The organism is Streptomyces sp. NBC_00597 (genome assembly GCF_041431095.1).
Lineage (GTDB): Bacteria > Actinomycetota > Actinomycetes > Streptomycetales > Streptomycetaceae > Streptomyces.
Window position 1 is genome coordinate 4,966,971 of record NZ_CP107757.1, and the last position, 23,328, is coordinate 4,990,298.

Genomic DNA, 23,328 nt, shown 5'->3' on the forward strand with positions numbered 1-23,328 from the left:
GGAACGCCGGGGTTACGGGTCGTGTGGTCCCCTTCCCGGCGGCTTTTCAGCCCGGCGGGCGCTCGAAACGGCGCTGCAGCTGCCTGCGCTCGCCCCGGCGGATGCGCGGGAGCATCTCCGGGGCCGTCGCGGAGCGCTGCGCGCGTCTCTTGCGTCCGGCGCAGAAGATACAGGCCTCACCGGCCGGCGCGTCGGGATCGATGGGCGCGCCGGGGTGCTCGGAACAGCCGGAGGCGTTGCGGGGCCTGGAGAGTTCGCGGGCCACGATGAACGCCCGGTGGAGATCGTCCGCGATGCGTACGAACTCCTCGGGGGGCGAGGAGAAGCCCAGGTGGAAGCGGCGGTCCTCGACGGTGCGGAGGTGGTCGCGCAGCGCCTGGAGCGTGTACGGGGGGTCGGGCACGGGATAGCCCAGCCGGCGCTGCTCCCCCGCGGGCGGGGCGGCGGCCGCGCGGGCGCCGCGGACGCCCTGGGCGCGCAGTCCGAGGCGGCGCCGGTCGTTGCAGATCAGGCAGCGGCCCCAGCCGTCGGGCGCCTCGGGGTCCAGGGCGCCGTTGGGGTGCTCGGAGCAGCCGGTGTAGCTCTTGGCGGGGGCGAGCCCGGCGGCGGTCTGGAAGGCGGTGTAGAGCGCGTCGGCGACGGCCTCGTACTCGGCGGGGTGGGCGCCGTCGTACAGCTCCCGCAGATGGTCGCCGAGGCTGCCCAGGGCAGCCTGCAGCTCCTTGAGGGCGTACGGCCGCCCGGTCGGGACGGAGTACCCCCTGCTGTTGCCGCGCTGCTCTGCTGGACTCATGCCATACAGCGTCCCACGCGGGACCGACAGCCGGGGATGCCGGTGCCCTGCGGGGGCCGTGGTACGCCGACGGCCGGGCCCTCCGGGGAGGGTCCGGCCGTCGGGTGTACGTACACCGCGTACAGCTGCGGTGGACGGGCGCCGCGGGCTAGAAGGCGGCCTCGTCCAGCTCCATCAGGGTGTTGTCGACGGACTCGGCCAGCGCGCGGGCGACCGAGACGTTCGGCAGGACCTGCGAGGCGAAGAACTTCGCCGCCGCGATCTTGCCGGTGTAGAACGGGACGTCCTTCGCGGAAGCCGTGGCCAGCTTCTCGGCGGCGACGGCCGCGCCCTTGAGCAGCAGGTAGCCGACGACCACGTCACCGGACGCCATCAGCAGGCGGGTGGTGTTCTGGCCGACCTTGTAGATGTTCTTGACGTCCTCGCCGGTGGCGGTGAGGTCGACGATCATCTGGCCGACGATGGCCTCCAGGTCGACGGCGGCCTTGGCGAGCGCGTCGCGGGCGCCGGCCAGCTCCTCGCCGCCGACGGCCTCGGCCAGGAACTTCTTGATCGTCTCGGAGAGGACGTTCAGCGAGGCACCCTGGTCGCGGACGATCTTCCGGAAGAAGAAGTCCTGGCCCTGGATCGCCGTGGTGCCCTCGTAGAGGGTGTCGATCTTGGCGTCGCGGATGTACTGCTCGATCGGGTATTCCTGGAGGTAACCGGAACCGCCGAAGGTCTGCAGCGACTGGGCGAGCTGCTCGTACGAGCGCTCCGAGCCGTAGCCCTTCACGATCGGCAGGAGCAGGTCGTTCAGGCCGATCTCGGCGGAGGCGTCCTCGCCCGCGGCCTGCTTGACCTGGATCGCGTCCTGGACGGAGGCCGTGTACAGCACCAGGGCGCGCATGCCCTCGGCGTACGCCTTCTGCGTCATCAGCGAACGGCGCACGTCGGGGTGGTGCGTGATGGTGACCTTGGGCGCGGTCTTGTCCATGAAGTTCGCGAGGTCCGGACCCTGCACGCGCTCCTTGGCGTACTCCAGGGCGTTCAGGTAACCGGTCGAGAGCGTTGCGATGGCCTTTGTGCCGACCATCATGCGGGCGAACTCGATGATCATGAACATCTGGCGGATGCCGTCGTGCTTGTCGCCGATCAGCCAGCCCTTGGCGGGGTGCTGGTCGCCGAACGTCATCTCGCACGTGTTGGAGGCCTTGAGGCCCATCTTGTGCTCGACGTTCGTCGCGTAGACGCCGTTGCGCTCGCCCAGCTCGCCGGTCTCCCAGTCGAAGTGGAACTTCGGGACGAGGAAGAGGGACAGGCCCTTGGTGCCCGGGCCGTGGCCCTCGGGGCGCGCGAGGACGTAGTGGAGGATGTTCTCCTCCATGTCGTGCTCACCGGACGTGATGAAGCGCTTCACGCCCTCGATGTGCCAGGAGCCGTCCTCCTGCTGCACGGCCTTGGTGCGGCCGGCGCCCACGTCCGAGCCGGCGTCCGGCTCGGTGAGGACCATGGTGGAGCCCCAGCGCTTCTCGACCGCTATCTGAGCGACCTTCTTCTGCGCCTCGTTGCCCTCTTCGAAGAGGATGCCGGCGAACGCCGGGCCGGAGGAGTACATCCAGATGGCCGGGTTCGAGCCGAGCAGCAGCTCCGCGTAGGCCCAGATCAGGGAGCGGGGCGAGGTGGTGCCGCCGATCTCCTCGGGCAGGCCGAGCCGCCAGTACTCGGAGTCCATGAAGGCTTCGTAGCTCTTCTTGAAGGACGCCGGGACCGGCGCGGTGTTGGTGGCCGGGTCGAAGACCGGCGGGTTGCGGTCGGCGTCCGCGAAGGAGTCGGCCAGCTCGTTCTCGGCGAGGCGGGTCAGCTCGGACAGGACGCTCTTGGCGGTGTCGGTGTCCATCTCACCGAACGGGCCGGTGCCGTACAGCTTGTCGCGACCGAGCACCTCGAAGAGGTTGAACTCGATGTCTCGGAGGTTCGACTTGTAGTGCCCCATGGCGACGGCTCCGTTAAGGCTCGGGAAGACAGGTTCCTCGTACATACCAATCGGTAACGTCATGATGCTACCCGCGGGTAATAAGACGCAAGCCCCGGCCGGTCGACTGTGACCAGGGTCAAGCCGCACACCAGCCGGACCCCGGCCCGCAACCCTGGCGGGAATGCGCGTCCACGGGGCCGGAGGCGCTCGGTAGGCTTCGCCCTATGTACGGCTACGACCAGAACGTGAGCGCGGGGCAGCAGTACGCCGCCCCGCAGCAGATGGCCGGCGGGTACGGCGAGCAGCCGCTGTACCCGGAGCCCTCGCCGCCGTCGCTCGCCGACGCGGTGCGCGCCTTCACGACCGGGTCGCTGTCCGCCGAGGACTTCCAGCAGATCTTCGCCACGTCGAAGGTCTACTGCCCGCGCGGCGACACCCCTGGGTTCCTGGCGCTGCACAACACGCAGCAGCCGGTGATCCCCATGTTCACCACGCTCAAGGAGCTCCGCCGCTACGCAGGCAAGGAGTCCAAGTACTTCGTGATCACGGGCGCCGAGGTGATCGACCTGCTGCCCACCGGGTACGGCTTCGTCCTCGACATGGAGGGCGACCACCGGATGGTCTTCGACGCGAAGGCCGTCGAGCAGATGGTCGACTTCGCGATGCGCCGCATGTACGGCTGATCGCCTTCGCCGCACGGGCGGCCGGCGTCGTACCCCGGGGCGAGGGGGGATCGTGCTGCGCGTGCACTTCACGGCCGAGGGCCTGCTCGACGTCACCTTCGCGAGCGAGCCGCTGCCGCTGGTGGAGCCGTCGATGGCGCTGATCGCCTGGCAGCGCGTCGACGAGCAGGCCGTTTTCGGCCGCTGGCGCAACCGGATCGGTCGGGAGTTACCGGACCGGGCGCGCCCGCTGCTGGATCCGCTGCGGCCGGACGGCGACGATCCGCAGTTCGTCGAGCCCCTCTCGCGGAGCCCGGAGGAGGGGCTGGCCGCCTTGCGGGACGCTGGTCCCGGCTGACCGCGGACCAGCTGCACCGCACCGCCGCCCGCGCGCCCGGCCGGGCGTCCTGGCTGCGCGCGCTGTGGGGCCGGGACCGCGAGGCGTGGGAGCTGCTGGACGGCGCGATCCGCTGTGCGCACGAGGTCGTGGCCCGCAGTGGGCGCAGATCCGCCGGTCCTTCCGGGTGGACGTCGCCCGGCGCACCCGGCTGCTGGCCGTCCACGGCATCAAAGCGTGCCCGGCGGGCATCCATCCGGCCGCGGCCTGGTCGGACACGGTCTTCGAGGTGGGCCTGCCGCCGGACTGCGACGTCCGGCTCGGCGGCGGCCTGACGCTCCTGTCCGTCCGGCGACGCCTGCATCTACGGGGGGGCGATCTCACGCCGATCAACTCGGTCGTCGTCTCGCCGTAACTGCCGCAACTGTCATATGCGCAGGTGGAGCGTCTCAAGGGCTCGGGGAATGTCTCCGGGGCCCCTTCTGTTCTGGGGGGTGTGGCAGAAAGTTCGAGTTTCAACTAAACTCGACGCAGAAGGAGGTTCCGACCATGCCTGCAGTGACTGTGGAGAACCCGTTGACGCTCCCCCGCGTCGCCGAGCCCGCCCAGGAGACCGCCGCCCGCAAGGTGCTGGCCGTCACGACCGCCCCCGGTGGGTTCGAGGGCGAGGGGTTCCCGGTGCGCCGCGCGTTCGCCGGGATCAACTACCAGCACCTCGACCCGTTCATCATGATGGACCAGATGGGCGAGGTGGAGTACGCGCCGGGCGAGCCGAAGGGCACCCCCTGGCACCCGCACCGCGGCTTCGAGACCGTCACGTACCTGATCGACGGAACCTTCGTCCACCAGGACAGCAACGGCGGCGGCGGAGTCATCAACGGCGGTGACACCCAGTGGATGACCGCCGGCGCCGGCCTCCTGCACATCGAGGCCCCGCCGGAGTCCCTCGTCGTGTCCGGCGGCCTCTTCCACGGCCTCCAGCTGTGGGTGAACCTCCCCGCCTCCGACAAGATGATGCCGCCGCGCTACCAGGACATCGGCGGCGGCCAGGTCCAGCTGCTGTCCACCCCCGACGGCGGCGCCCTGCTCCGCGTGATCGCCGGTGAGCTGGACGGCCACTCCGGCCCCGGCATCACCCACACCCCGATCACGATGATCCATGCCACCGTCACCCCGGGCGCTCAGGTCACCCTCCCGTGGCGCGAGGACTTCAACGCCCTCGCGTACGTCATGGCCGGCCGCGGCAGCGTCGGCACCGACCGGCGGCCCGTCCACACCGGGCAGACCGCGGTCTTCGGCGAGGGCGGCTCGATCACGGTGCGGGCGGACGAGTCCCAGGACGCGAACACCCCGGACCTGGAGGTCATCCTCCTCGGCGGGCGCCCCATCCGGGAGCCGATGGCGCACTACGGGCCGTTCGTCATGAACAGCCGGCAGGAGCTCCAGCAGGCCTTCGACGACTTCCAGGCGGGCCGGCTGGGAACCATCCCCACCACCGCCCGGGAGCGCACGAAGTCGGCGGATCAGCACTCCTGACGACGCGACAGCGGCAGCACGGCCCGGCGGCGGACCCGGCTTTAGCGGCGCAGGGCCTCCGCCGGCTGGGTACGGGAGGCCCGCCACGCCGGGTACAGCCCGGCCAGTACCCCGGTGACCAGTCCGATCAACGGCGCCACGGCGACGCTGAGCGGCGACATCACCGGGGTCCAGTCGCGCAGCGCCGACACCCCGACCACGGTCAGGGTGCCGAGCGTGGTGCCGACCAGGCCGCCCACCGCACCCTGCGCGGCGGACTCGGCCAGGAACTGGACGGTGATGTGCCGCCCGCGGGCGCCCAGCGCACGGCGCAGTCCGATCTCGCCGGTTCGCTCCAGCACCGCGACGAGCGTGGTGTTGGCGATCCCGACCGCCCCGATGACCAGGCAGATCGCCGCCAGCAGCAGGAACAGCTGGTCCAGGTCCGAAGTCACCCCCGCCCGCAGCGTCTTCGGGTCCGGCGGCGGCGCGGCCGTGAGCCAGTCGGGACGGTCCGGGCGCAGGGCGAGCGGCAGTTCCGCGGCCACCTGGCGGGCCGCCCCCAGCTCGGTCACCACCAGCATCCGGGCCCGCTGGGCGTTGTCCGGCGGCCCCCACAGCCTCTCGGCGGTGCCCCGGGGCACGATCACCGACAGCAGCAGGTCCGGCTTGCGGTCCGCCCCGCTCGCGATGCCGATCACGGTGAACGGGTGCTCGCCGATGAACACCGCGGGGCGGCTTTCCAGCGTGGTGATGCCGAGACGCGCCGCCATGGCCGAGCCCACCACCGCGACCTGCTCGGCGCGCCCGTCGTGGAAGGCGTCGTACGCCCTGCCGGAGCCCAGCGTCAGGCCGGCGGCGCGCAGCATCCCGGGGGAGGCGGCGACGACCGGGAGCCGTTCACCGCTCGCGCCCGCGACCGGGGCCGACCGTACGGTGGTGTCTCCCAGCGGCACCGGCCAGAACACCCCTGCGGCGCGCACTCCGTTGAGCGCGCCCGCGCGGGCGTCCGCGTCGCGGGGGAAGGCGAGCGGAACCTGCCGGCCGAGCTGGGGATCGCCGCCGCCCGCGGTGTCGGTGACCCCGATCTCGGTGGCCGTCAGTGCGTTGAAGCGGCTGTCGATCTGCGAGGAGGCGGTGGCCGTCAGGCCCAGGATCGCCACGAAGGTGCCCACGCCGAGGACCGTGCCGAGGCCGGTCAGCGCCGAGCGGGCGGGACGCTGGAGCATTCCGGCGAGGGCCTCGGAGAGCAGGTCGCGCAGGGACAGCCGGGAGGGAACGATCCCTGCCGCGCGGCTCCCCGCACGGTCGGCAACGTCGGTCCCGTCGGCCCGCCGCCTTCGCCCGATGCTTCGCAACGCGGTCCTCATGCGGTGACCACCTCGGTCAGGATCCCGTCGCGGATGGACACCGTCCGCCGGCCGCGGGCGGCCACGTGCGGGTCGTGCGTGATGACCAACAGGGTCAGCCCGTCGGCGTGCAGCTCGTCCAGCAGGCCCAGTACGGCCCCGGCCGTGGCGGTGTCCAGGTTCCCGGTGGGTTCGTCACACAGCAGCAGTGAGGGCCCGGCGACCAGGGCGCGGGCGATGGCCACGCGCTGGCGCTCGCCGCCCGACATCCGGGTCGGGAGGTGGCCGGTGCGGTGGCCGAGGCCGACCCGCTCCAGCGCGGTACGGGCCCGGTCGGCGCGTTCCGCGCGCGGGACGCCGTTGTAGACCATGGCGAGGCGGACGTTCTCCAGGGCGCTGCGGTGCGGCAGGAGGTGGAAGGACTGGAAGACGAAACCGATGCGCTGCCCGCGCAGGGCGGTCCGGTCGCGGTCGCGCAGTGCGCCGGTGTCGATGCCGTCGAGAAGGTACCGGCCGGTGGTCGGGGCGTCGATGAGCCCGGCGACGTTCAGGAAGGTCGACTTCCCGGAGCCGGAGGGGCCGACGACGGTGACGTACTCGCCGCGTTCCACGGTCAGTTCGCAGGGCCGCAGCGCCTGGACGGGCGGCGGCCCGGGATAGGTGAGCCCGACCCCCTCGAACCGTACGACGGGCCCGTCCCCCGCCCCCACGTCGGCGGCCCCGCCCGCCCCCACGTCGGCGGCCCCGCCCGCGACCGATTCCGTGTCCCCGCCCGCGGCCGAATTCGTGCCCGCTGCCGACTCCGTGCCCGTGCCCGACTCCGTGCCGGCGCCCGTGCCCGTGCCCGACTCCGACTCCGTGCCCGACTCCGTGGCCGTGCCCGACTCCGTGCCCGTGCCCGCTGCCGACTCCGTGCCCGACTCCGTGCCTGTGCCCGCGGGTCGGTCCGCGGGCGTCATGGCTTTGCCTGCGCTACCAGCACCCGGTCGCCGTCGGCGAGCGCGCCGCCGGCGACCGGCTCGACCTGGACCATTCCGTCGGCGGACATCCCCGCCCGGACCTCGACCCGGCGCCGGGCGTCCGCCGCCGCGGGGTCCTTGCCCAGCACCGTGACGGTGGTCCGGCCGTCGGCGCCGGCCGACACGGCGGACAGCGGTACGACCAGCACCGGCTCCCCGGAGGAGGCGGCGGTCACGGTGAGCCGGACCCCCTGTCCGGAAAGCCGGGCGTCGAGGGCCTGGTCGGGGGTGACGGTGAGCGCGTACCCGCCGGGGTCCTGCCCGGCACCCGGTGCGCCGTCCCCGGAACCGGCACCCGCACCCGCACCCGCACCGGAGCCGCCGCCCGAGGGGGCGCCGGCCGAGGCCGGGGTAGGAGCGGTGGCGACCGAGGCGACGGTCGCGGTGGCCGTGAGCCCGGTGGACTCGGACAGCACTTCCACCTTCATGCCCGCCTTGACCAGGTCCTTCTGGTGCGCCGGGAGCGAGGCCCGGATCACCGGGGCGCCCGCCGAGAGCGTGAGCAGTCCGTCCGGGACGGGTTCCCCGACCCCCGCCTTGACCGCGTCCACGCGGGCCGGGAAGCCCTTGACGAAGACGAGCTCGTCCGCCGGGACCATGGGGCCGGCCGAGGCTCGGGCCGTCTCCAGGCGGGTGGTGGCCTTGGCGAGGTCCTGCTGGGCGAAGACCAGTTGCTGCTGTGCCTCGGAGGTGTCGCTGCCACCGCCCGCCTTGGCCTTGGCGAGGGCGTTCTTGGCGGTGGTGACCCCCCGCTGGGCGGTGTCGGCGGCGTCCTCCGCCGCCTGCAACTTCTCGGCGTCGCCGGGGTCGGCGGGCCGCGGGGTGTAGCCGAGCGCGGCGTAGAGCGCGGTGACCGCCGCCTTCGTCCCGGCGCCGTACGTGCCCGCCGGATCCTTGCCGGTGGGGTGGCCCAGCGCCTTGAGCCCTTCCTGGAGCTGCCCGACGTCCTTGCCGGTGGCCCCGGGCTTCAGGTCCCGGTACACGGGCAGGGCCCCGGCCAGCGCGAACACCGGCCGCCCCGACACCTCGACCAGTACCTCGCCGGCCTGTACGGCGGCCCCGGGCTGTTTGTTGACCCGGGTGACCACGGGCTTCCCGCCCGTCCCGGCACCGGCGGCCCCGGCCCCCGGGGACACCGTCAGAACCTGCTCGGCGGCAACCGTGCCCCGTACGACCACGGAGGAGGTGAGCACCCGCCGTTCGACCCGGTCGGCCAGAACGGAGGCGGGTGGCGGCGCGGCATCGGCCGCGACCTGGGCGGGGGAGCGGATGGTGGTGGCGAGGACCACCCCGGCCCCCGTGAGGGCGACGGCGCCCACGACGACCCAGATCAGGATCCGGCGCCGCCGGCCGAGGGAGGCCCGTACGTCATCGGGCTCGGCTGCGGCGCCGGACTCGGCTGCGACGTCCGGCTCCTCGGGGACGACGGCCTCTTGATGTTTCACGTGAAACCCACTTTTCCGTTCAACAGCTGTTGTCGGCTGTCGTCAGCAGTCGCCGAGCACCGAGACCGACGTGACCTTCCACGGCGCGCCCAGCCGCTCGCGGACGAGGGTGAACGCGGACAGCTGGGAGGGCTTGTCCTGCAACTGGTCGGCGAGCGCGCCGCTCGCGCGGTCGTAGATCAGCCAGCGGTCGAGGTCCACGCAGTCCTGCACCACGCGGGTCTGCTCGCCGGAGACGTCCATGCCGTCGATCCGGTGCCCGACCTCGCCGCGCAGCACCTTCCCGCCGTCGCCGAAGTGCTTCAGCATGGCGCGCATGCCGTCCAGTTGGGCCCCGGTGGCGATCTGGGCGAGCACCGGATCATCGGGGTCGGCCTTCCGGCCGGCCGCCAGCCAGGAGGTCCAGTACGCGTCGTACGCCTGGCGGACGTCGGGGGTCGGCTCGACCAACCCGGTTCCGCCGGCCGACGGCGCAGGTCGGGCGGTCCCGGCGGCGGACGAGGTGCACCCGGTGACGGTGAACACCAGCACCGCGCACGCGGCGGCTACGGCCACGGCGGCGCGTCGGGCTCCGGCGGGGCGCGGGTCCAGGGCGCCGGCGGGGCGCGTCACGCCGTACCGTCCTTGAGGACCCTCCCGGCGGTCTTCACCTGCTCGGCCAGGTTCTTCTTCTCCTGTCCGAGTCCGTCCTTGTTCTTCTCCACGGCGGTGTTCTGGTACGCCGTCAGCACCGCGGTCCAGGTGTCGGTCAGCTTGCTCTTCTGCTTGCAGGACACGTCCGTGGTGGCGGCGGTGATCTCCTCGGAGGTGACCGGGCCGGTCCACCGGGTGCCCTCCATGTCCTGGAGCTCCCAGGGCGTCTTCACCTGGAACCCGGCGTCACGCATGCAGGCGCTCCATTGGCCGATGGCCGCCACGACCCGACTGTCGCCGCGCGCCCGGTCGTTGGTCTGCCGGGTCAGCTCGTCGAGCAGTTCGGTGCCGGCCTTGCCGCTCTGCGGGTACAGCTTGTGGGTCGCCTCGCCCGAACAGCCGCCCTCCGGGGTGCCGGGCCGGGCCGGCGCTCCGTCCTGCGGACCGTAAAGGGCCGCGGTCTCGTTCGGGTCCTGCTTCTTCGCATCCCTCGGGCGGTCCGGTGACGCGCCCGTGCGGTAGCCGAACTTCTTCGCGTATTCCGCGTCGACCAGGCCGATTCCGGTACTTCCGCGCTCGGCGCCGGTATTGGTGTACGTATTCGAGTTTTTGAAGGAGGCGAATCCGAGCCGGTGCATGCAGGAGTCGGTGAGAATGTCCTGGGCCTGCTGCATGGTTTTCAGCTGGTCTTTGTCGAACGTGTAGGCGTCCAGCGGGAGTCCGGCGTGTACGGGATCGTCCTGCGGCGTGATGCTGACCTTGGGTTCCGTACTGGGCAGGGATCCGGCGCCGGTTCCGGTACCGCCCGTGCCGGCGTCGCCGGAACTTCCGGAGCAAGAAGTCAGGGCGGCGGCGAGGAGCAGTGCGCCGAGGGATCCGAGCGGGCGGCGGGAAGACCGGGTGGAGCGCGGCACGATCGACCTTTCCGTGGTGTGCGGGTGGCCCTAAACTGCCGGGCGAGCCCGGAGCCGGGACCGATTCCAGCGGTCCCGGCACCGGGTGCCTGCGGGCAGATCACATACGGCAGGTGGCCGTCAGCAGTGCGGCTGGGCGATCTTGTTCAGCAGTGTCTCCGAGGCGAACCCGACCACACCGGTGTTGTTGTTCTTGTGCTTGGTCCAGTACGAGTTGCCGCTGACGTTCGTGCCCTCCGAGAAGCAGATGGGCGTGATCGTCTGGCTGCGGTAGCCGAGGCCGTTGACTCGGGTGTCGCTCGTGTACGGGGTCTGGCGGATGCGCACCCCGTCGGTGTTGTAGTCGCCGGCCTGGGCGGCGGAGGCCGCCCCGATGCCGAACGCGGCGGTGGAAAGGGCAATGGCCAGGAACTGAACTGCCTTGCGACGCACGTTGTCATCCTCTCGATGAGCCGACAGATCGTCGTGCAGCCGAGAGGAATTGCCCGTGCCATGAGCGCTGAGCTGGTCCCCCCGGTCCGGTGAAAGACGATGGCACGAAGACGAATTCCGTACCAGGGGGTTCAGGGGGTGCGGGCGAGACCGGCTGGAATCGTCACGGGTCGGTGCGGGCGCCGGTCGCTCGGACGTCGGAGATCCATTTTCGAATATCCGCAGGAGAGGACGGTCACCGGAAAACGGTCGCCTTGGCTCCTCCCCGATCGGATGATCGGGGACCGCTTCGCGGTTGTCCTGAAACCGGCATTACTCGGCGCGCGCGGCCTCCGCGAAGCGCCCCCGCAGCTCCGACACCACGCCGAACACGGCCGCGGTCAGCGGCACGGCGAGCAGCATTCCCAGGATCCCGGCGACGCTGGCCCCGGCCGTGATGGCGATCATGACCACCGCAGGGTGCATCTGGACGGTCCGGCTCTGGATCACGGGCTGGAGGACGTGCCCTTCCAGCACCTGTACGGCGAGCACCACGCCCACCGCCCACAGGCCGATGAACCAACCCCGCTCGGCGAAGGCGACGAGGACGGCCACCGCGCCGGAGATGAAGGCGCCCAGGTACGGGATGTACGCGCCGACGAACACCAGGGCGCCGAGACCGACGGCGCCGGGGACGCGGAGCACGAGCAGCCCGACCGTGATGCACACGGCGTCGATCAGGGCGATGAAGGTGGTTCCGCGCATGAAGCCCTCGACGGCCTCGAAGGCACGGCGGGCGATCGCCTCGGCGGTGTCGCCGGCAGCACGCGGTGCGAGCGAACGCAGTGTGTCGGCGGCGCGGTGGGAGTCGCGGACGAAGAAGAACATCAGCAGCAGCGCGAGGACGGCGGTGGCGAGCACCTCGCCGACGACGCTGATGCCGGTGATGACGCCGGAGGCGGCCGTACCGCCGAACTTGGCCAGCAGGTCCTTGGCGTTCGCGGCGAGGTCCTCCAGCGAGGTCCCGGCCGGCCCGAAGCGCTCGGCGAGGTCCTGTCCGGCCTGCTTCAGGGAGCCGATGATCTGGTCGCCGGTGCTGATCAGGGCGTGGACGACGACGTACGCGGCCCCGCCGAACACCGCGAACACGGCGAGGCAGGTCAGCGCGGCCGAGAGGGACCGGTGGACGCCCATCCGCACGAGCCGCCGGTGCATCGGCCCGAGCAGGGCGGTTCCGAGCAGGGCGAGCAGTACGGGTGTGACGGCGGTCTTGAAGACGATGCACAGCCACACGCCGACGGCGAGCACGCCGGTGAAGAGCAGGACGACCACGCACCAGGCGGCCAGCCGCCTGACCGGCAGGGGAAGCAGGGGAGTCGACACCGCTGCATCCAACCACGCGGGCGTCCGCGCGCCCCCGAGCGGCCGCGCCGGTCAGGCCACGCCGGAGCCCGGTTCCGCCCCGGAGTCCGGCACCGGTTCCAGGCCGAGTTCCAGTTCCAGTTCCAGTTCCATGCCCAGCGTCAGGGCGGGGTCCGCGGGCCCCAAGTCCGGCGTCGACTGCTCGTGGAGCTCGAACCAGATCGACTTGCCCTCGCCGCGCGGGTCCACGCCCCAGCTGTCCGCCAGCATCTCCATCAGCAGGACGCCGCGCCCGCTCGACGCCATCTCCCCCGGATGCCGCTTGTGCGGCAGCTCGTCGCTGGCGTCCGCCACCTCGATGCGCAGCCGTCGCGTCCCCAGCTCGCCGACCGCCTCCGCGACCAGTAGCGCGTCGCCGTCCGTGTGCATGAGGACGTTCGTGACCATCTCGGAGACCATGAGCACCGCCGAGTCCACCTGCTCCGCGTCCGCCCAGTCGTGCAGCAGCTCCCGGATCTGCCGGCGGGCGCCGGCGATCCGTTCCGGCTCCGCCTGCGCCACGGTGAGCATGGTGCGGCGTGCCGGTCGAGCGGGCCGCGCCGGCGGGGCGCCGCAGCCGCAGTCCGTGCCCTCCCGGCACAGCAGGACGACGGCTATGTCGTCCTCGCGGCGGTCGGCCAGCGGGCCGGTGGTGTGGTGCGAGGAGGGCCCGTGCACGGCCTGGACCAGCAGGTCGGCGAGTTCCTCCAGGTCGTCGGAGCCGTGGCCGGGTTCGTACGTCTCGGACTCCAGGATCGCCCGCAGCCGCGCCCAGCCGGTGTCCAGGTCGTGTCCGCCGGTCTCGATGAGCCCGTCGGTGCACAGCATCATCGTTTCGCCCGGCTCCAGCGTGAACTGCGTCGTCGGGTAGTCGGTGTCCGGGACGATCCCGAGCGGGAGGCCGCCGGCGGTCGGGCGCATCAGCACCGTGCCGTCCGTCATCCGGATGACCGGGTCGGGGTGGCCGGCCCGGGCCACCTCCAGCAGGCCGGTCTCCGGGTCGCACTCCACGTACAGGCAGGTCGCGAAGCGCGGGCTGAGGAAGTCGAACTCCTCGTGGGACTCGGCCCCCTTCGAAGAGCACAGCCCGGCCAGGAAGCGGGAGGCGCGGGAGAGCACCGCGTCCGGCCGGTGGCCCTCGGAGGCGTACGCGCGCACCGCGATCCGCAGCTGGCCCATCAGCCCGGCGGCCCGTACGTCGTGCCCCTGAACGTCACCGATGACCAGGGCGAACCGTCCCGACGGCAGCGGGATCATGTCGTACCAGTCGCCGCCGACCTCCAGCCCGCCGCCGGTCGGGACGTACCGGGCGGCGATCTGCATGCCCGGGATGTCGGGGCCCACCGTCGGCATCATCGACCGCTGCAGGCCGGAGGTGAGTTCCCGTTCGGATTCGGCCACGCCGGCCCGCTGGAGGGCCTGGGCCAGCATCCGGGCCACCGTCGTCAGGACGGAGCGCTCGTCCGGGGAGAAGGACACCGGATGCTTGAACGCGGCCATCCAGGCGCCCATGGTGCGCCCGGCGACGATCAGGGGGAGGAAGGCCCAGGAGACCCGGCCGAAGCGCTGGGCGAGCGGCCAGGTCGCCGGGAAGCGCCGCTTGTAGTCCTCGGGGGAGGGCAGGTAGATCGCCCGGCCGGTGCGTACGACCTCGGCGGCCGGGTAGTCCGTCTCCAGCCGCATGTCCGTGAACGGGTCCTCGTCCCCGGGTCCGTGCCCGCGGTGCCCGATGACCGACAGTCGGTCCCCGGCCACCCCGAAGACCGCCAGTCCGTCGGGGCTGAAGCCGGGCATCGAGAGCGAGGCGGCCACCCGCAGCACCTCGGCCGTGGACCGGGCCTCGGCGAGCGCCCGCCCCGCGTCCAGCAGGAAGGCCTCGCGGGAGCGCCGCCAGTCGCCGGTGATCGGGGTGTGCACGGCGGTCGTACCGGGCTGCGGTTCGGCGATCTCCTGGATCGTGCCGATCAGCTCGTAGTCGACGCGGCCGTCGGGGCAGCGGTTCTCCACGGGCTTGGAGCGGCTGCGCACGGTCCGCAGCACCCGCCCGTCCTCGTCCATGATTCGCAGCCGGGCCTCGGCGAGGGTGTCCTCGGCCACCGCGAGGTTGACGATCCCGTTGATCTCGTTCCAGTCCACCGGGTGGAACCGCGACCGTACGACGACCTCCGGGAGGACGGCGGGCTCCGCGGGCAGCCCGAGCAGCCGGGCGGCCTCGCTGTCCAGAGTGACCGTCCCGGAGGCGTTGTCCCATCGCCACAGGCCCGTCGCGATGGCGGCCAGGACGTCCTCGGTGCGCACCCGGTCATCTTTACAGGTCATCCCCCCGGCGGCCTGTTCGTGGGGGCTGCCGGGCACGCCAGCGCGGTCCCCGGCCCGGACGGTAACCTTGTGAGGGTTGAATCCACCCTGGTATCGCGAAGAACTGGATGACTGATGCATCGGTACAGGTCCCACACCTGCGGCGAGCTCCGCGCCTCTGACGTCAACGCCGACGTCCGGCTGAGCGGCTGGCTGCACAACCGTCGAGACCTGGGCGGCATCCTCTTCATCGATCTGCGCGACCACTACGGCATCACGCAGCTCGTCGCCCGCCCCGGCACCGCCGCGAACGCGGCGCTCAGCAGCGTCACCAAGGAGACCGTCGTCCGCATCGACGGCAAGGTCGTCTCCCGTGGCGCGGACAACGTGAACCCCGAGCTGCCGACCGGCGAGATCGAGATCGAGGTCTCCGAGGTCGAGGTGCTCGGCGCGTCCGCACCGCTGCCCTTCACGATCAACACCGACGACGGTGTGAACGAGGAGCGGCGCCTGGAGTACCGCTTCCTCGACCTGCGCCGCGAGCGCATGCACCGCAACATCATGCTGCGCTCCGCCGTCATCGCGGCGATCCGCCACAAGATGGTGGCCCTCGGCTTCAACGAGATGGCGACCCCGATCCTCACCGCGACCTCCCCCGAGGGCGCCCGTGACTTCGTCGTCCCGTCCCGCCTGAACCCGGGCAAGTTCTACGCCCTGCCGCAGGCCCCGCAGCAGTTCAAGCAGCTGCTGATGATCTCGGGCTTCGACCGGTACTTCCAGATCGCGCCGTGCTTCCGCGACGAGGACGCCCGCGCCGACCGCTCGCCGGGCGAGTTCTACCAGCTCGACGTCGAGATGTCGTTCGTCGAGCAGGAGGACGTCTTCCAGCCGATCGAGCGCCTGATGACCGAGCTCTTCACCGAGTTCGGCGGCGGCCGCGAGGTCACCTCGCCGTTCCCGCGGATCCCGTTCCGCGAGTCGATGCTGAAGTACGGCAACGACAAGCCCGACCTGCGCGCCAAGCTGGAGCTCGTCGACATCACCGACGTCTTCGAGGGCTCGGAGTTCAAGGCGTTCGCCGGCAAGCACGTCCGTGCGCTGGCCGTCCCGGACACCGCCGCGCAGCCGCGCAAGTTCTTCGACGGCCTCGGCGAGTACGCGATCTCGCTGGGCGCCAAGGGCCTGGCATGGGTCCGCGTCGGCGAGGACGGCGGCCTGACCGGCCCGATCGCCAAGTTCCTCACCGAGGAGAACATCAAGGTCCTCACCGAGCGCCTGGGCCTGGTCCCCGGCCATGCCGTGTTCTTCGGCGCGGGCGAGTTCGACGATGTCTCCAAGATCATGGGCCCGGTCCGGGTCGAGGCCGCCAAGCGCGCCGGCCAGTTCGAGGAGAACGTCTTCCGGTTCTGCTGGATCGTCGACTTCCCGATGTACGAGAAGGACGAGGAGACCGGCAAGATCGACTTCTCGCACAACCCCTTCTCCATGCCGCAGGGCGGCATGAAGGACCTGGAGGAGAAGGACCCGCTGGACATCCTGGCCTGGCAGTACGACATCGTCTGCAACGGCATCGAGCTGTCCTCCGGCGCCATCCGCAACCACGAGCCCGAGGTCATGCTGAAGGCCTTCGAGATCGCCGGTTACGAGGCCGAGACCGTCGAGCGCGAGTTCGCCGGCATGCTCCGCGCCTTCCGCCTCGGCGCCCCGCCGCACGGCGGCATCGCCCCGGGCGTCGACCGCATCGTGATGCTGCTCGCCGACGAGCCGAACATCCGCGAGACCATCGCCTTCCCGCTGAACGGCAACGCGCAGGACCTGATGATGGGCGCGCCCACCGTCCTGGAGGAGTCCCGCCTGCGCGAGCTGAACATCGCGCTGCGCAAGCCGGTGGAGACGAAGCCGGCGGAGGCCAAGCCGGTCGCCGAGGCCGTCCACCCGGACGCCGCCCGCTAAGCAGGCACAGGCACGACGAAGGGCCCGGGATCCGATCGGATCCCGGGCCCTTCGTCGTACACCGGCCTGCTCAGAAGCTCTGGAGCAGGCCCTTGACCAGCGCGGCGGAGGTCAGCTCGGCCGGGGCGGGGCCGGCGTGGAAGAAGCCGGCGTTCTCGGCGTCCAGCTTGCGCAGGAAGTCGAAGGCCTTGGCGTCGTGGTCGCCGAACGCGACGAACTGCCAGTGCACGCCGGGGGCGGAGGCGGCGGCATCGGCAATGGCCTGCTTGGCGGGCCGGACGCTGTCGGGGGCGCCGTCGGTCTGGAACACCACGAGGGCGGGGCCTTCGCCGCCGTCCTTCTGGTACCGCTCGACGACGGCCTCCACGGCCACGTGGTAGCTGGTGCGGCCCATGCGGCCGAGCTCGGCGTGGCGGGCCTCGACCCAGGTGCCGTCGTGGGAGTCGAGGGCCAGATCGGCGGTGCCGTCCACCTCCGTGGAGAAGAACACGGTGTGCACGGTCGCCCCCTCGTCCAGGTGCGCGGCGAGGGCGAGGGCGTGGTCCGCGAGGTGCTGGGCGCTGCCGTCCTTGTAGAACGGGCGCATCGAACCGGACCGGTCCAGGACCAGGTACACCTTGGCCCGCGCACCGGCCTTGCCCTTGCCCCGGAGCACCTGCCCGGCGGCCTTGTAGGCCCCCGCGACCCCGGGCGCCCGCCGCTTCACATCACCCAACGCCCAAGCCGGCGCACCGGCCTCGCCCTCGGGCTCGATGACGCCCTCGGGCTCCGCCGCAGGGGCCTCGGCTCCGGCCGCGACGACGTCGGCGACGACCTCGGCTTCGGGCTCCGCCACGGGGGTCTCGGTGACGGCCTCGGGCTCTGTGGCGGGAGCCTCGGCCTCAGCCGCGACGACGTCGGCGACGACCTCGGCCTCGGGCTCCGCCACGGGGGTCTCGGTCTCGGGCTCGACGACAGCGTCGGGCTCGGTGACCTCGGCGACAGCTGCGGCCTCGGGCTGGTCAACGGCCTCGGGTTCCGCTTCGGCGGTCGGGGCCGCGGACTCGTGCTCCGCCGCGGCGGTTTCGGCCTCGACCTCGGGCTCGGCCGCGGGGGCTTCGGCCTCGGGCTGGGCAACGGCCTCGGGTTCCGCTTCGGCGGTCGGGGCCGCAGCCTCGGGCTCCGCCACGGCGGTCTCGGTCTCGATCACCGGCTCCGCCGAGGGGGCTTCGGCCTCGGCCGCGATGACCTCGGCGACAACTTCGGCCTCGGGCTCTGTGGCGGGAGCCTCGGCCTCAGCCGCGACGACGTCGGTGACGACCTCGGCCTGGGGCTCCGCCACGGGGGTCTCGGGCTCGACGACAGCGTCGGGCTCGGTGACCTCGGCGACAGCTGCGGCCTCGGGCTGGGCAACGGCCTGGGGCTCCGCTTCGGCGGTTTCGGCCTCGACTACGGGCTCCGCCGCGGGGGCTTCGGCCTCGGGCTGGGCAACGGCCTCGGGTTCCGCTTCGGCGGTCGGGGCCGCAGCCTCGGGCTCCGCCACGGCGGTCTCGGTCTCGATCACCGGCTCCGCCGAGGGGGCTTCGGCCTCGGCCGCGATGACCTCGGCGACAACTTCGGCCTCGGGCTCGGTGACGGCCTCGGGCTCTGTGGCGGGAGCCTCGGCCTCAGCCGCGACGACGTCGGCGACGACCTCGGCCTCGGGCTCCGCCACGGCGGTCTCGGTCTCGATCACCGGCTCCGCCACGGCGGTCGCCGCAAGGGCTTCGGCCTCGGGTTCCGCTTCGGCGGTCGGGGCCGCGGGCTCCGGCGCCGGCGCCGGCTGCACGGGGGTTCCCGGCAGGGGGCGGCGGGCTTCCGGAACCGTGGGGTCCGGCGCCGGAGCGGTGAGGAGGGTCCCCGGTTCGCGGTCCCGAGGAGCGGACTGCGGGGGAACCGTCGGGTTGTCGAAGGACGCCGCGACCAGTTCGGCCGCCACGTCCAGGGGGGTCCGTTCCGCCTGGCTCGGGACGGAGGCCGAAGTGGCATCCGTCATCTCCGGAACCGGCTCGGCAGACCGTCCGAACACCTTGCGCAACAAGCTCCGAATACCCATGGGCCAGGCCTTTCGCATGAGTGCGTGCGTCATTTGTCCGTGCTGCGCGGTTGATCCCTGCCCAGAGTGGACACGTAAGGTTATCGGCCGCCTGGCTGGAACTTCGGCAGGGGCGCCCTTCGTGGCGCCCGGCCCGTCCAGCACACACCCCATCTTGCCGAACTCCCGCACCGCCGTGCCCGGTTCACCGAGCGTTCATTCCGCCGCCGCCGCATTGGCGGAAGCCGCACCTACCGTCGCGGCTGGATTCGACCGACATGACGTCGGCGCCCATGCATCTACGGAGGACATTCGTGCGCAAGCTCCTGCCGCTCATAGGCAACTCGCATGGGGGCGGCCGCTCCGCCCTCACCTGCCGCTACCGCTGTGGTGACGCCTGCTTCCACGAGGTTCCGAACACGAGCGACAACGAGTACGTCGGTGATGTCATCGCCCGCGCCTACTCCCGCCGCTCGATGCTGCGCTCCGCCGCCGTCGTCACGGTCGCCTCCGCCGCCGGTACCGCCGTCACCCTCGGCGGGAACGGCTCCTCGGCCACCGCCGCACCCGCGGCCGACGCCCATGGGGCGGCCGCGGACGCCGCCAACGCCGCGGGTGCCCGCGGTCTGCGCTTCAAGGCCGTCCTGCCGAACACCGACGACCGGGTCACCGTCCCCGAGGGCTACGAGCAGAACGTGGTCATCCGCTGGGGCGATCCCATCGTCAAGGGCGCTCCGGCGTTCAACGCCGACAAGCAGACCGCTGCCGCGCAGGCCGGCCAGTTCGGCTACAACAACGACTTCCTGTCCCTGCTCCCGCTCGGCAGCGACTACGAGCGCCAGCAGCTCCTCGTGGCGAACCACGAGTACACCGACGAGAACCTGATGTTCAAGGGCTACGACCCGGCGAACCCGACCCGCGAGCAGGTCGAGGTCGCCTGGGCCGCGCACGGCCTCGGCGTCGTCGTCGTCCAGGAGGACCACCGCAGCGGCAAGCTGACCGCGGTCAACCGCCACCAGCTCAACCGCCGCCTCACCGCGACCAGCGAGTTCAAGCTCACCGGCCCGGCCGCGGGCAGCGCCCTGGTGAAGACCTCCGCCGACGCGACCGGCACCAAGGTCCTCGGCACGCTCAACAACTGCTCCGGCGGCACCACCCCGTGGGGCACCACGCTCCACGGCGAGGAGAACTTCAACCAGTACTTCGCCAACGCCGGCCAGGTCACCGAGCCCGTCGAGGCCGCCCGCCTCAAGCGCTACGGCGTCACGGCCGGCGCCACCGAGCGCAAGTGGGAGCGCTTCGACAAGCGCTTCGACGTGCTCCAGGAGCCGAACGAGTCGCACCGCTTCGGCTGGGTCGTCGAGCTCGACCCGTACGACCCGGCCTCCACCCCGCGCAAGCGCACCGCTCTGGGCCGCTTCAAGCACGAGGGCGCCCAGCCCCGTCTGACCGAGGACGGCCGCCCGGTCGTCTACATGGGCGACGACGAGCGCTTCGACTACTTCTACAAGTTCGTCTCGTCGAAGCAGATGAAGAAGGGCACCTCGCGCGCGGCGAAGGAGCACAACCTCACGCTGCTCGACGAGGGCACCCTGTACGTCGCCAAGCTGACCGGTGACTCCCCGGCCGCCGAGGTGGACGGCTCCGGCAAGCTCCCCTCCGACGGCCAGTTCGACGGCTCCGGCGTGTGGATCAAGCTGCTCACCTCCTCCCCCTCCGGCAACGTCTCGCACGTCCCGGGCATGACCGCCGAAGAGGTGGCCGTCTTCACGCGCGAGGCCGGTGACAAGGTGGGCGCGACCAAGATGGACCGCCCCGAGGACATCGAGCCCTCGCCGCGCACCGGCCGCGTGTACGTCGTCCTCACCAACAACACCGACCGCGGCAAGGCCGGCAAGGCCGGTGCGGACGAGGCGAACCCGCACAACCTGAACAAGCACGGCCAGATCCTGGAGCTCGCCGAGAACTTCGACGACCCGGCCGGTGACGGCTTCGCCTGGCGCCTGTTCCTGGTCGCCGGTGACCCGAAGGACCCGTCCACCTTCTTCGCGGGCTTTCCGAAGGACAAGGTCAGCCCGATCTCCTGCCCGGACAACGTGACCTTCGACCCGCACGGCAACCTGTGGATCTCCACGGACGGCAACCAGCTCGGTTCCCACGACGGTCTGTTCGGCGTCGCCACCGCCGGTGAGCGCCGCGGTGAGCTGAAGCAGTTCCTGACCGTTCCGCGTGGTGCCGAGACCTGTGGCCCGCTGGTCCAGGACAAGCGCGTCCTGGTCGCCGTTCAGCACCCGGGCGAGATCGACGGCGCGTCCGTCGAGAAGCCGCAGTCGGTGTGGCCCGACGGCCCCGGCAAGATCGTCCGTCCGGCGGTCGTGTCCGTGTGGCGCAAGGACGGCAAGAACATCGGCGTCTGATCGCACCCGTGGCCCCAAAGCCGGTCAGGCGGACGGTGTTTCACGTGAAACCTTCTCGTGGAACACCGTCCGCCAGCCGTCCGACGGGGAGCCTGAGGGTGGTCACCGCCCCGCCGCCGGGGGCGTTGGCGAAGCTCAGGGCGATCTCCAGGACCGTGGCCTGGCCGACCACGATGGTCAGTCCCAGCCCGTGGCCCCGGCCGCGGCCCGGGTCCCCGGTGCGGAACCGCTGCGGGCCCTGTTCGATCAGCTCGGGCGGGTAGCCGGGCCCGTGGTCGCGCACGATCACCACCGGTCCCTCCACGGTCACCTCGACCGGCGGTTCCCCGTGTTTGTCGGCGTTGACCAGCAGGTTGGCCAGGATGCGGTCCAGCCGTCGGCGGTCGGTCAGCACCACCGCGTCCCGGATCACCCGTACCGAGGTCTCCAGGCGGGTGGCCGCGACGGCCCGCTGCACTGCCCGGCCGAGCTCCACCCGGGCCAGGTCGGCCTGCTCCACGCCCGAGTCGAGCCGGGAGATCTCCAGCAGGTCCTCGGTGAGCAGGTGCAGGGCCTTGAGCCGGTCGTTGATCATCTCCTTCGGGCGGCCCTCCGGCAGCAGTGCGGCCGCGGCCAGCGAGCCGGTGAGCGGGGTGCGCAGCTCGTGCGCGACGTCCGCGGTGAAGCGCTTCTCCGCCTCGATCCGTTCCTGGAGGGAACGGGCCATCGAGTTCAGTGCCTGCGCGACGTCGCGTACCTCGTCGTGGTAGCGGGGCCGGCGCCGGCCTCTGCCGTCGGCCGGGCCGTCCTGGCCGTCGCGGTCCTGTTGTTCGGAGGGGAATTCCACGCGGGCGTCCAGGTCTCCGGCGCTGATGCGACGCGCCACTGCGGCCGTGGTGGTCAGCCGTCGGCTGATCCGGTTGGCGAGGAACAGGCCGGCCAGTGCCACGACTCCCGCGGCGAGGGCGCAGGAGGCGAGGATCGCGGTGTCGACGTCCCGCAGCCGGTGGCGGGTGCTCTCGTACGGGAGCCAGACGGCGAGTGCCCGGTCGTCCGCGGGTCCGGCGGCCCACATGACGGGTTTGCCGTCGTGCGCGCCGACCATGCTGCCGGTGCGTCCGCGGGCGATGAGGGCGCGCAGCGGCCCGGGGAGCTGCGGCGGGTCGATCGCCACGTTCATTTCGCCGTAGGACGTGCCGTACTGGTACTGGGCGAGGGCCTGGTCCAGGTCCCGGTCCGCGTCCTTGCGGACCTCTCCGACGATCTGCCGGGCGACCACGTTGTGCACCAGGATGCCGAGCACGGCCGCGACGGCGCAGCACACGGCCGTGGTGGTCAGGGCGATCTTCCAGCGCAGACTGCTCGTCACCCGCACGACGCCCGGCCCTCTCAGCCCCGGCTCGCGGCGGAGCACGGGGCGGAGCTGTTCTTCGGACCGGCGCAGTCGTCGAGGGTGAGCTGGGACAGGCTCATGATGCCGGCCCCGGGGTCCCACACGTAGTCGGAGACGGAGACCTTCTCCGGGTTCGAGGTCGGCTCGCGGACCGCCAGGTGCTCGGCGGCCACCTCCACGCCCTCCAGCACCCCGCGCCGGGACAGGATCCGGGTGATCGACCCGTCGTCGCGGACGGTGTAGACGCGCAGTTCGCTGAGCCTGCCGTCGATGTCCAGAGCGGTGATCAGCTCCTCGCGGCCGTCGCCCGTCACGTCGTGCAAGGCCGCGGGCCGCACCGGGCAGTCCGGACCGCCGTCCACAGCCCGTGTGCACGGCGCGAGCCGCTGCACCGCCCGCGGGTCGACGAGGCGCCCGGTGTCGCCGTCCTGGGCGGCGGCGGCCTTGATGTCGGCCCGTACGACCTCCACCGCGTTCACGCCGCGCATGCTGGAGCCGGCGACCTTGGGCAGCCCCGGGACCACGGCGGCCGTACCGGGCTGCTGGCCCGGGCCGGGCGGATCCGGGTGGATGCCCGCCCACAGGGACTGCGGGGCGTGCACCGTGCCCAGGTCGCCGTCGTTGCGCAGCCCCTCCACGTCGGCACACCCGGCCGCCGCCGCGAGGACGGCGGCCAGGACCGGGGCCGCGGCCGCCCTGCGGCCGCGCGGGGAGAGGGGCCTCATGCACCGATGCTCTCCCGCCCGGGCCGCGCGGGCCCGGCTCCGGGGCCATTCGGGCGATGCGCTCCCGCCCCCCC

19 protein-coding genes are annotated in these 23,328 nt (G+C 72.0%); 6 read left to right on the top strand and 13 right to left on the bottom strand.

The window, feature by feature from the left end; translation table 11 throughout:
• Positions 1-46: 46 nt before the first annotated feature.
• Together OG974_RS22430 and OG974_RS22435 are read right to left on the bottom strand one after the other, a co-directional pair.
• Positions 47-793: a hypothetical protein gene (locus tag OG974_RS22430; RefSeq protein WP_327284458.1), complete on the bottom strand. Its 747-nt coding sequence runs from the start codon at positions 791-793 to the stop codon at positions 47-49.
• Positions 794-941: 148 nt separating this feature from the next.
• The gene (locus tag OG974_RS22435) at positions 942-2,768 is read right to left on the bottom strand and encodes an acyl-CoA dehydrogenase (protein WP_327285725.1); all 1,827 of its coding nucleotides are present in this window, start codon (positions 2,766-2,768) and stop codon (positions 942-944) included.
• 206 nt (positions 2,769-2,974) lie between these two features.
• Between OG974_RS22435 and OG974_RS22440 the strand changes: the two genes are divergently transcribed.
• From OG974_RS22440 to OG974_RS22455, 4 genes are all read left to right on the top strand, one after another.
• The gene (locus OG974_RS22440; RefSeq protein WP_054221662.1) at positions 2,975-3,433 is read left to right on the top strand and encodes an SseB family protein; all 459 of its coding nucleotides are present in this window, start codon (positions 2,975-2,977) and stop codon (positions 3,431-3,433) included.
• 52 nt (positions 3,434-3,485) lie between these two features.
• Complete coding sequence (locus OG974_RS22445) at positions 3,486-3,770, top strand: hypothetical protein (protein ID WP_327284459.1); 285 nt, start codon at positions 3,486-3,488, stop codon at positions 3,768-3,770.
• Positions 3,771-3,855: 85 nt separating this feature from the next.
• A complete protein-coding gene (locus OG974_RS22450; RefSeq protein ID WP_371644228.1) occupies positions 3,856-4,164 on the top strand; it encodes a hypothetical protein in 309 nt (102 codons plus the stop codon).
• Between the two features lie 134 nt (positions 4,165-4,298).
• Positions 4,299-5,285 carry a pirin family protein gene (locus OG974_RS22455; RefSeq protein ID WP_327284461.1) on the top strand — a complete coding sequence of 329 codons (987 nt, stop codon included), beginning with the start codon at positions 4,299-4,301 and terminating at the stop codon, positions 5,283-5,285.
• Positions 5,286-5,326: 41 nt separating this feature from the next.
• On the opposite strand, the gene OG974_RS22460 is transcribed toward OG974_RS22455, so the two are convergent.
• From OG974_RS22460 to OG974_RS22495, 8 genes are all read right to left on the bottom strand, one after another.
• Entirely contained in the window at positions 5,327-6,634 is a 1,308-nt protein-coding gene (locus OG974_RS22460) for an ABC transporter permease (protein WP_371644230.1), read from the bottom strand.
• A complete protein-coding gene (locus OG974_RS22465; protein ID WP_371646887.1) occupies positions 6,631-7,323 on the bottom strand; it encodes an ABC transporter ATP-binding protein in 693 nt (230 codons plus the stop codon). Before OG974_RS22465 ends, OG974_RS22460 begins: the two co-directional genes overlap by 4 nt.
• A 245-nt stretch (positions 7,324-7,568) precedes the next feature.
• Positions 7,569-9,077 carry a peptidoglycan-binding protein gene (locus tag OG974_RS22470; RefSeq protein ID WP_328763258.1) on the bottom strand — a complete coding sequence of 503 codons (1,509 nt, stop codon included), beginning with the start codon at positions 9,075-9,077 and terminating at the stop codon, positions 7,569-7,571.
• Between the two features lie 42 nt (positions 9,078-9,119).
• A complete protein-coding gene (locus OG974_RS22475) occupies positions 9,120-9,689 on the bottom strand; it encodes a hypothetical protein (protein WP_371644232.1) in 570 nt (189 codons plus the stop codon).
• Positions 9,686-10,624 (bottom strand): hypothetical protein, encoded by a 939-nt coding sequence (locus OG974_RS22480; protein WP_371644234.1) that lies wholly within the window; start codon positions 10,622-10,624, stop codon positions 9,686-9,688. Before OG974_RS22480 ends, OG974_RS22475 begins: the two co-directional genes overlap by 4 nt.
• 120 nt (positions 10,625-10,744) lie before the next feature.
• Positions 10,745-11,056, bottom strand: a complete 312-nt coding sequence (locus OG974_RS22485) for a hypothetical protein (protein ID WP_327284467.1) — start codon at positions 11,054-11,056, stop codon at positions 10,745-10,747.
• A 312-nt stretch (positions 11,057-11,368) separates the two neighbouring features.
• Positions 11,369-12,418 carry an AI-2E family transporter gene (locus OG974_RS22490; RefSeq protein ID WP_327284468.1) on the bottom strand — a complete coding sequence of 350 codons (1,050 nt, stop codon included), beginning with the start codon at positions 12,416-12,418 and terminating at the stop codon, positions 11,369-11,371.
• A 51-nt stretch (positions 12,419-12,469) separates the two neighbouring features.
• A complete protein-coding gene (locus OG974_RS22495; protein WP_371644237.1) occupies positions 12,470-14,734 on the bottom strand; it encodes a SpoIIE family protein phosphatase in 2,265 nt (754 codons plus the stop codon).
• Positions 14,735-14,869: 135 nt separating this feature from the next.
• Between OG974_RS22495 and aspS the strand changes: the two genes are divergently transcribed.
• A complete protein-coding gene (gene aspS / locus OG974_RS22500) occupies positions 14,870-16,687 on the top strand; it encodes an aspartate--tRNA ligase (RefSeq protein ID WP_371644239.1) in 1,818 nt (605 codons plus the stop codon).
• Between the two features lie 70 nt (positions 16,688-16,757).
• Here aspS and OG974_RS22505 read toward each other — a convergent pair whose 3' ends face one another.
• The gene (locus tag OG974_RS22505; protein WP_371644241.1) at positions 16,758-18,701 is read right to left on the bottom strand and encodes a VWA domain-containing protein; all 1,944 of its coding nucleotides are present in this window, start codon (positions 18,699-18,701) and stop codon (positions 16,758-16,760) included.
• A gap of 353 nt (positions 18,702-19,054) precedes the next feature.
• On the opposite strand from OG974_RS22505, the gene OG974_RS22510 reads away from it, so the two are divergent.
• Positions 19,055-21,157, top strand: a complete 2,103-nt coding sequence (locus OG974_RS22510; RefSeq protein ID WP_371644243.1) for a PhoX family phosphatase — start codon at positions 19,055-19,057, stop codon at positions 21,155-21,157.
• Between the two features lie 40 nt (positions 21,158-21,197).
• Here the strand turns inward: OG974_RS22510 and OG974_RS22515 are convergent, their stop codons facing one another.
• Together OG974_RS22515 and OG974_RS22520 are read right to left on the bottom strand one after the other, a co-directional pair.
• Positions 21,198-22,505 (bottom strand): ATP-binding protein, encoded by a 1,308-nt coding sequence (locus OG974_RS22515; protein WP_327284473.1) that lies wholly within the window; start codon positions 22,503-22,505, stop codon positions 21,198-21,200.
• Between the two features lie 20 nt (positions 22,506-22,525).
• Entirely contained in the window at positions 22,526-23,254 is a 729-nt protein-coding gene (locus OG974_RS22520; RefSeq protein ID WP_371644245.1) for a hypothetical protein, read from the bottom strand.
• Positions 23,255-23,328 lie beyond the last annotated feature (74 nt).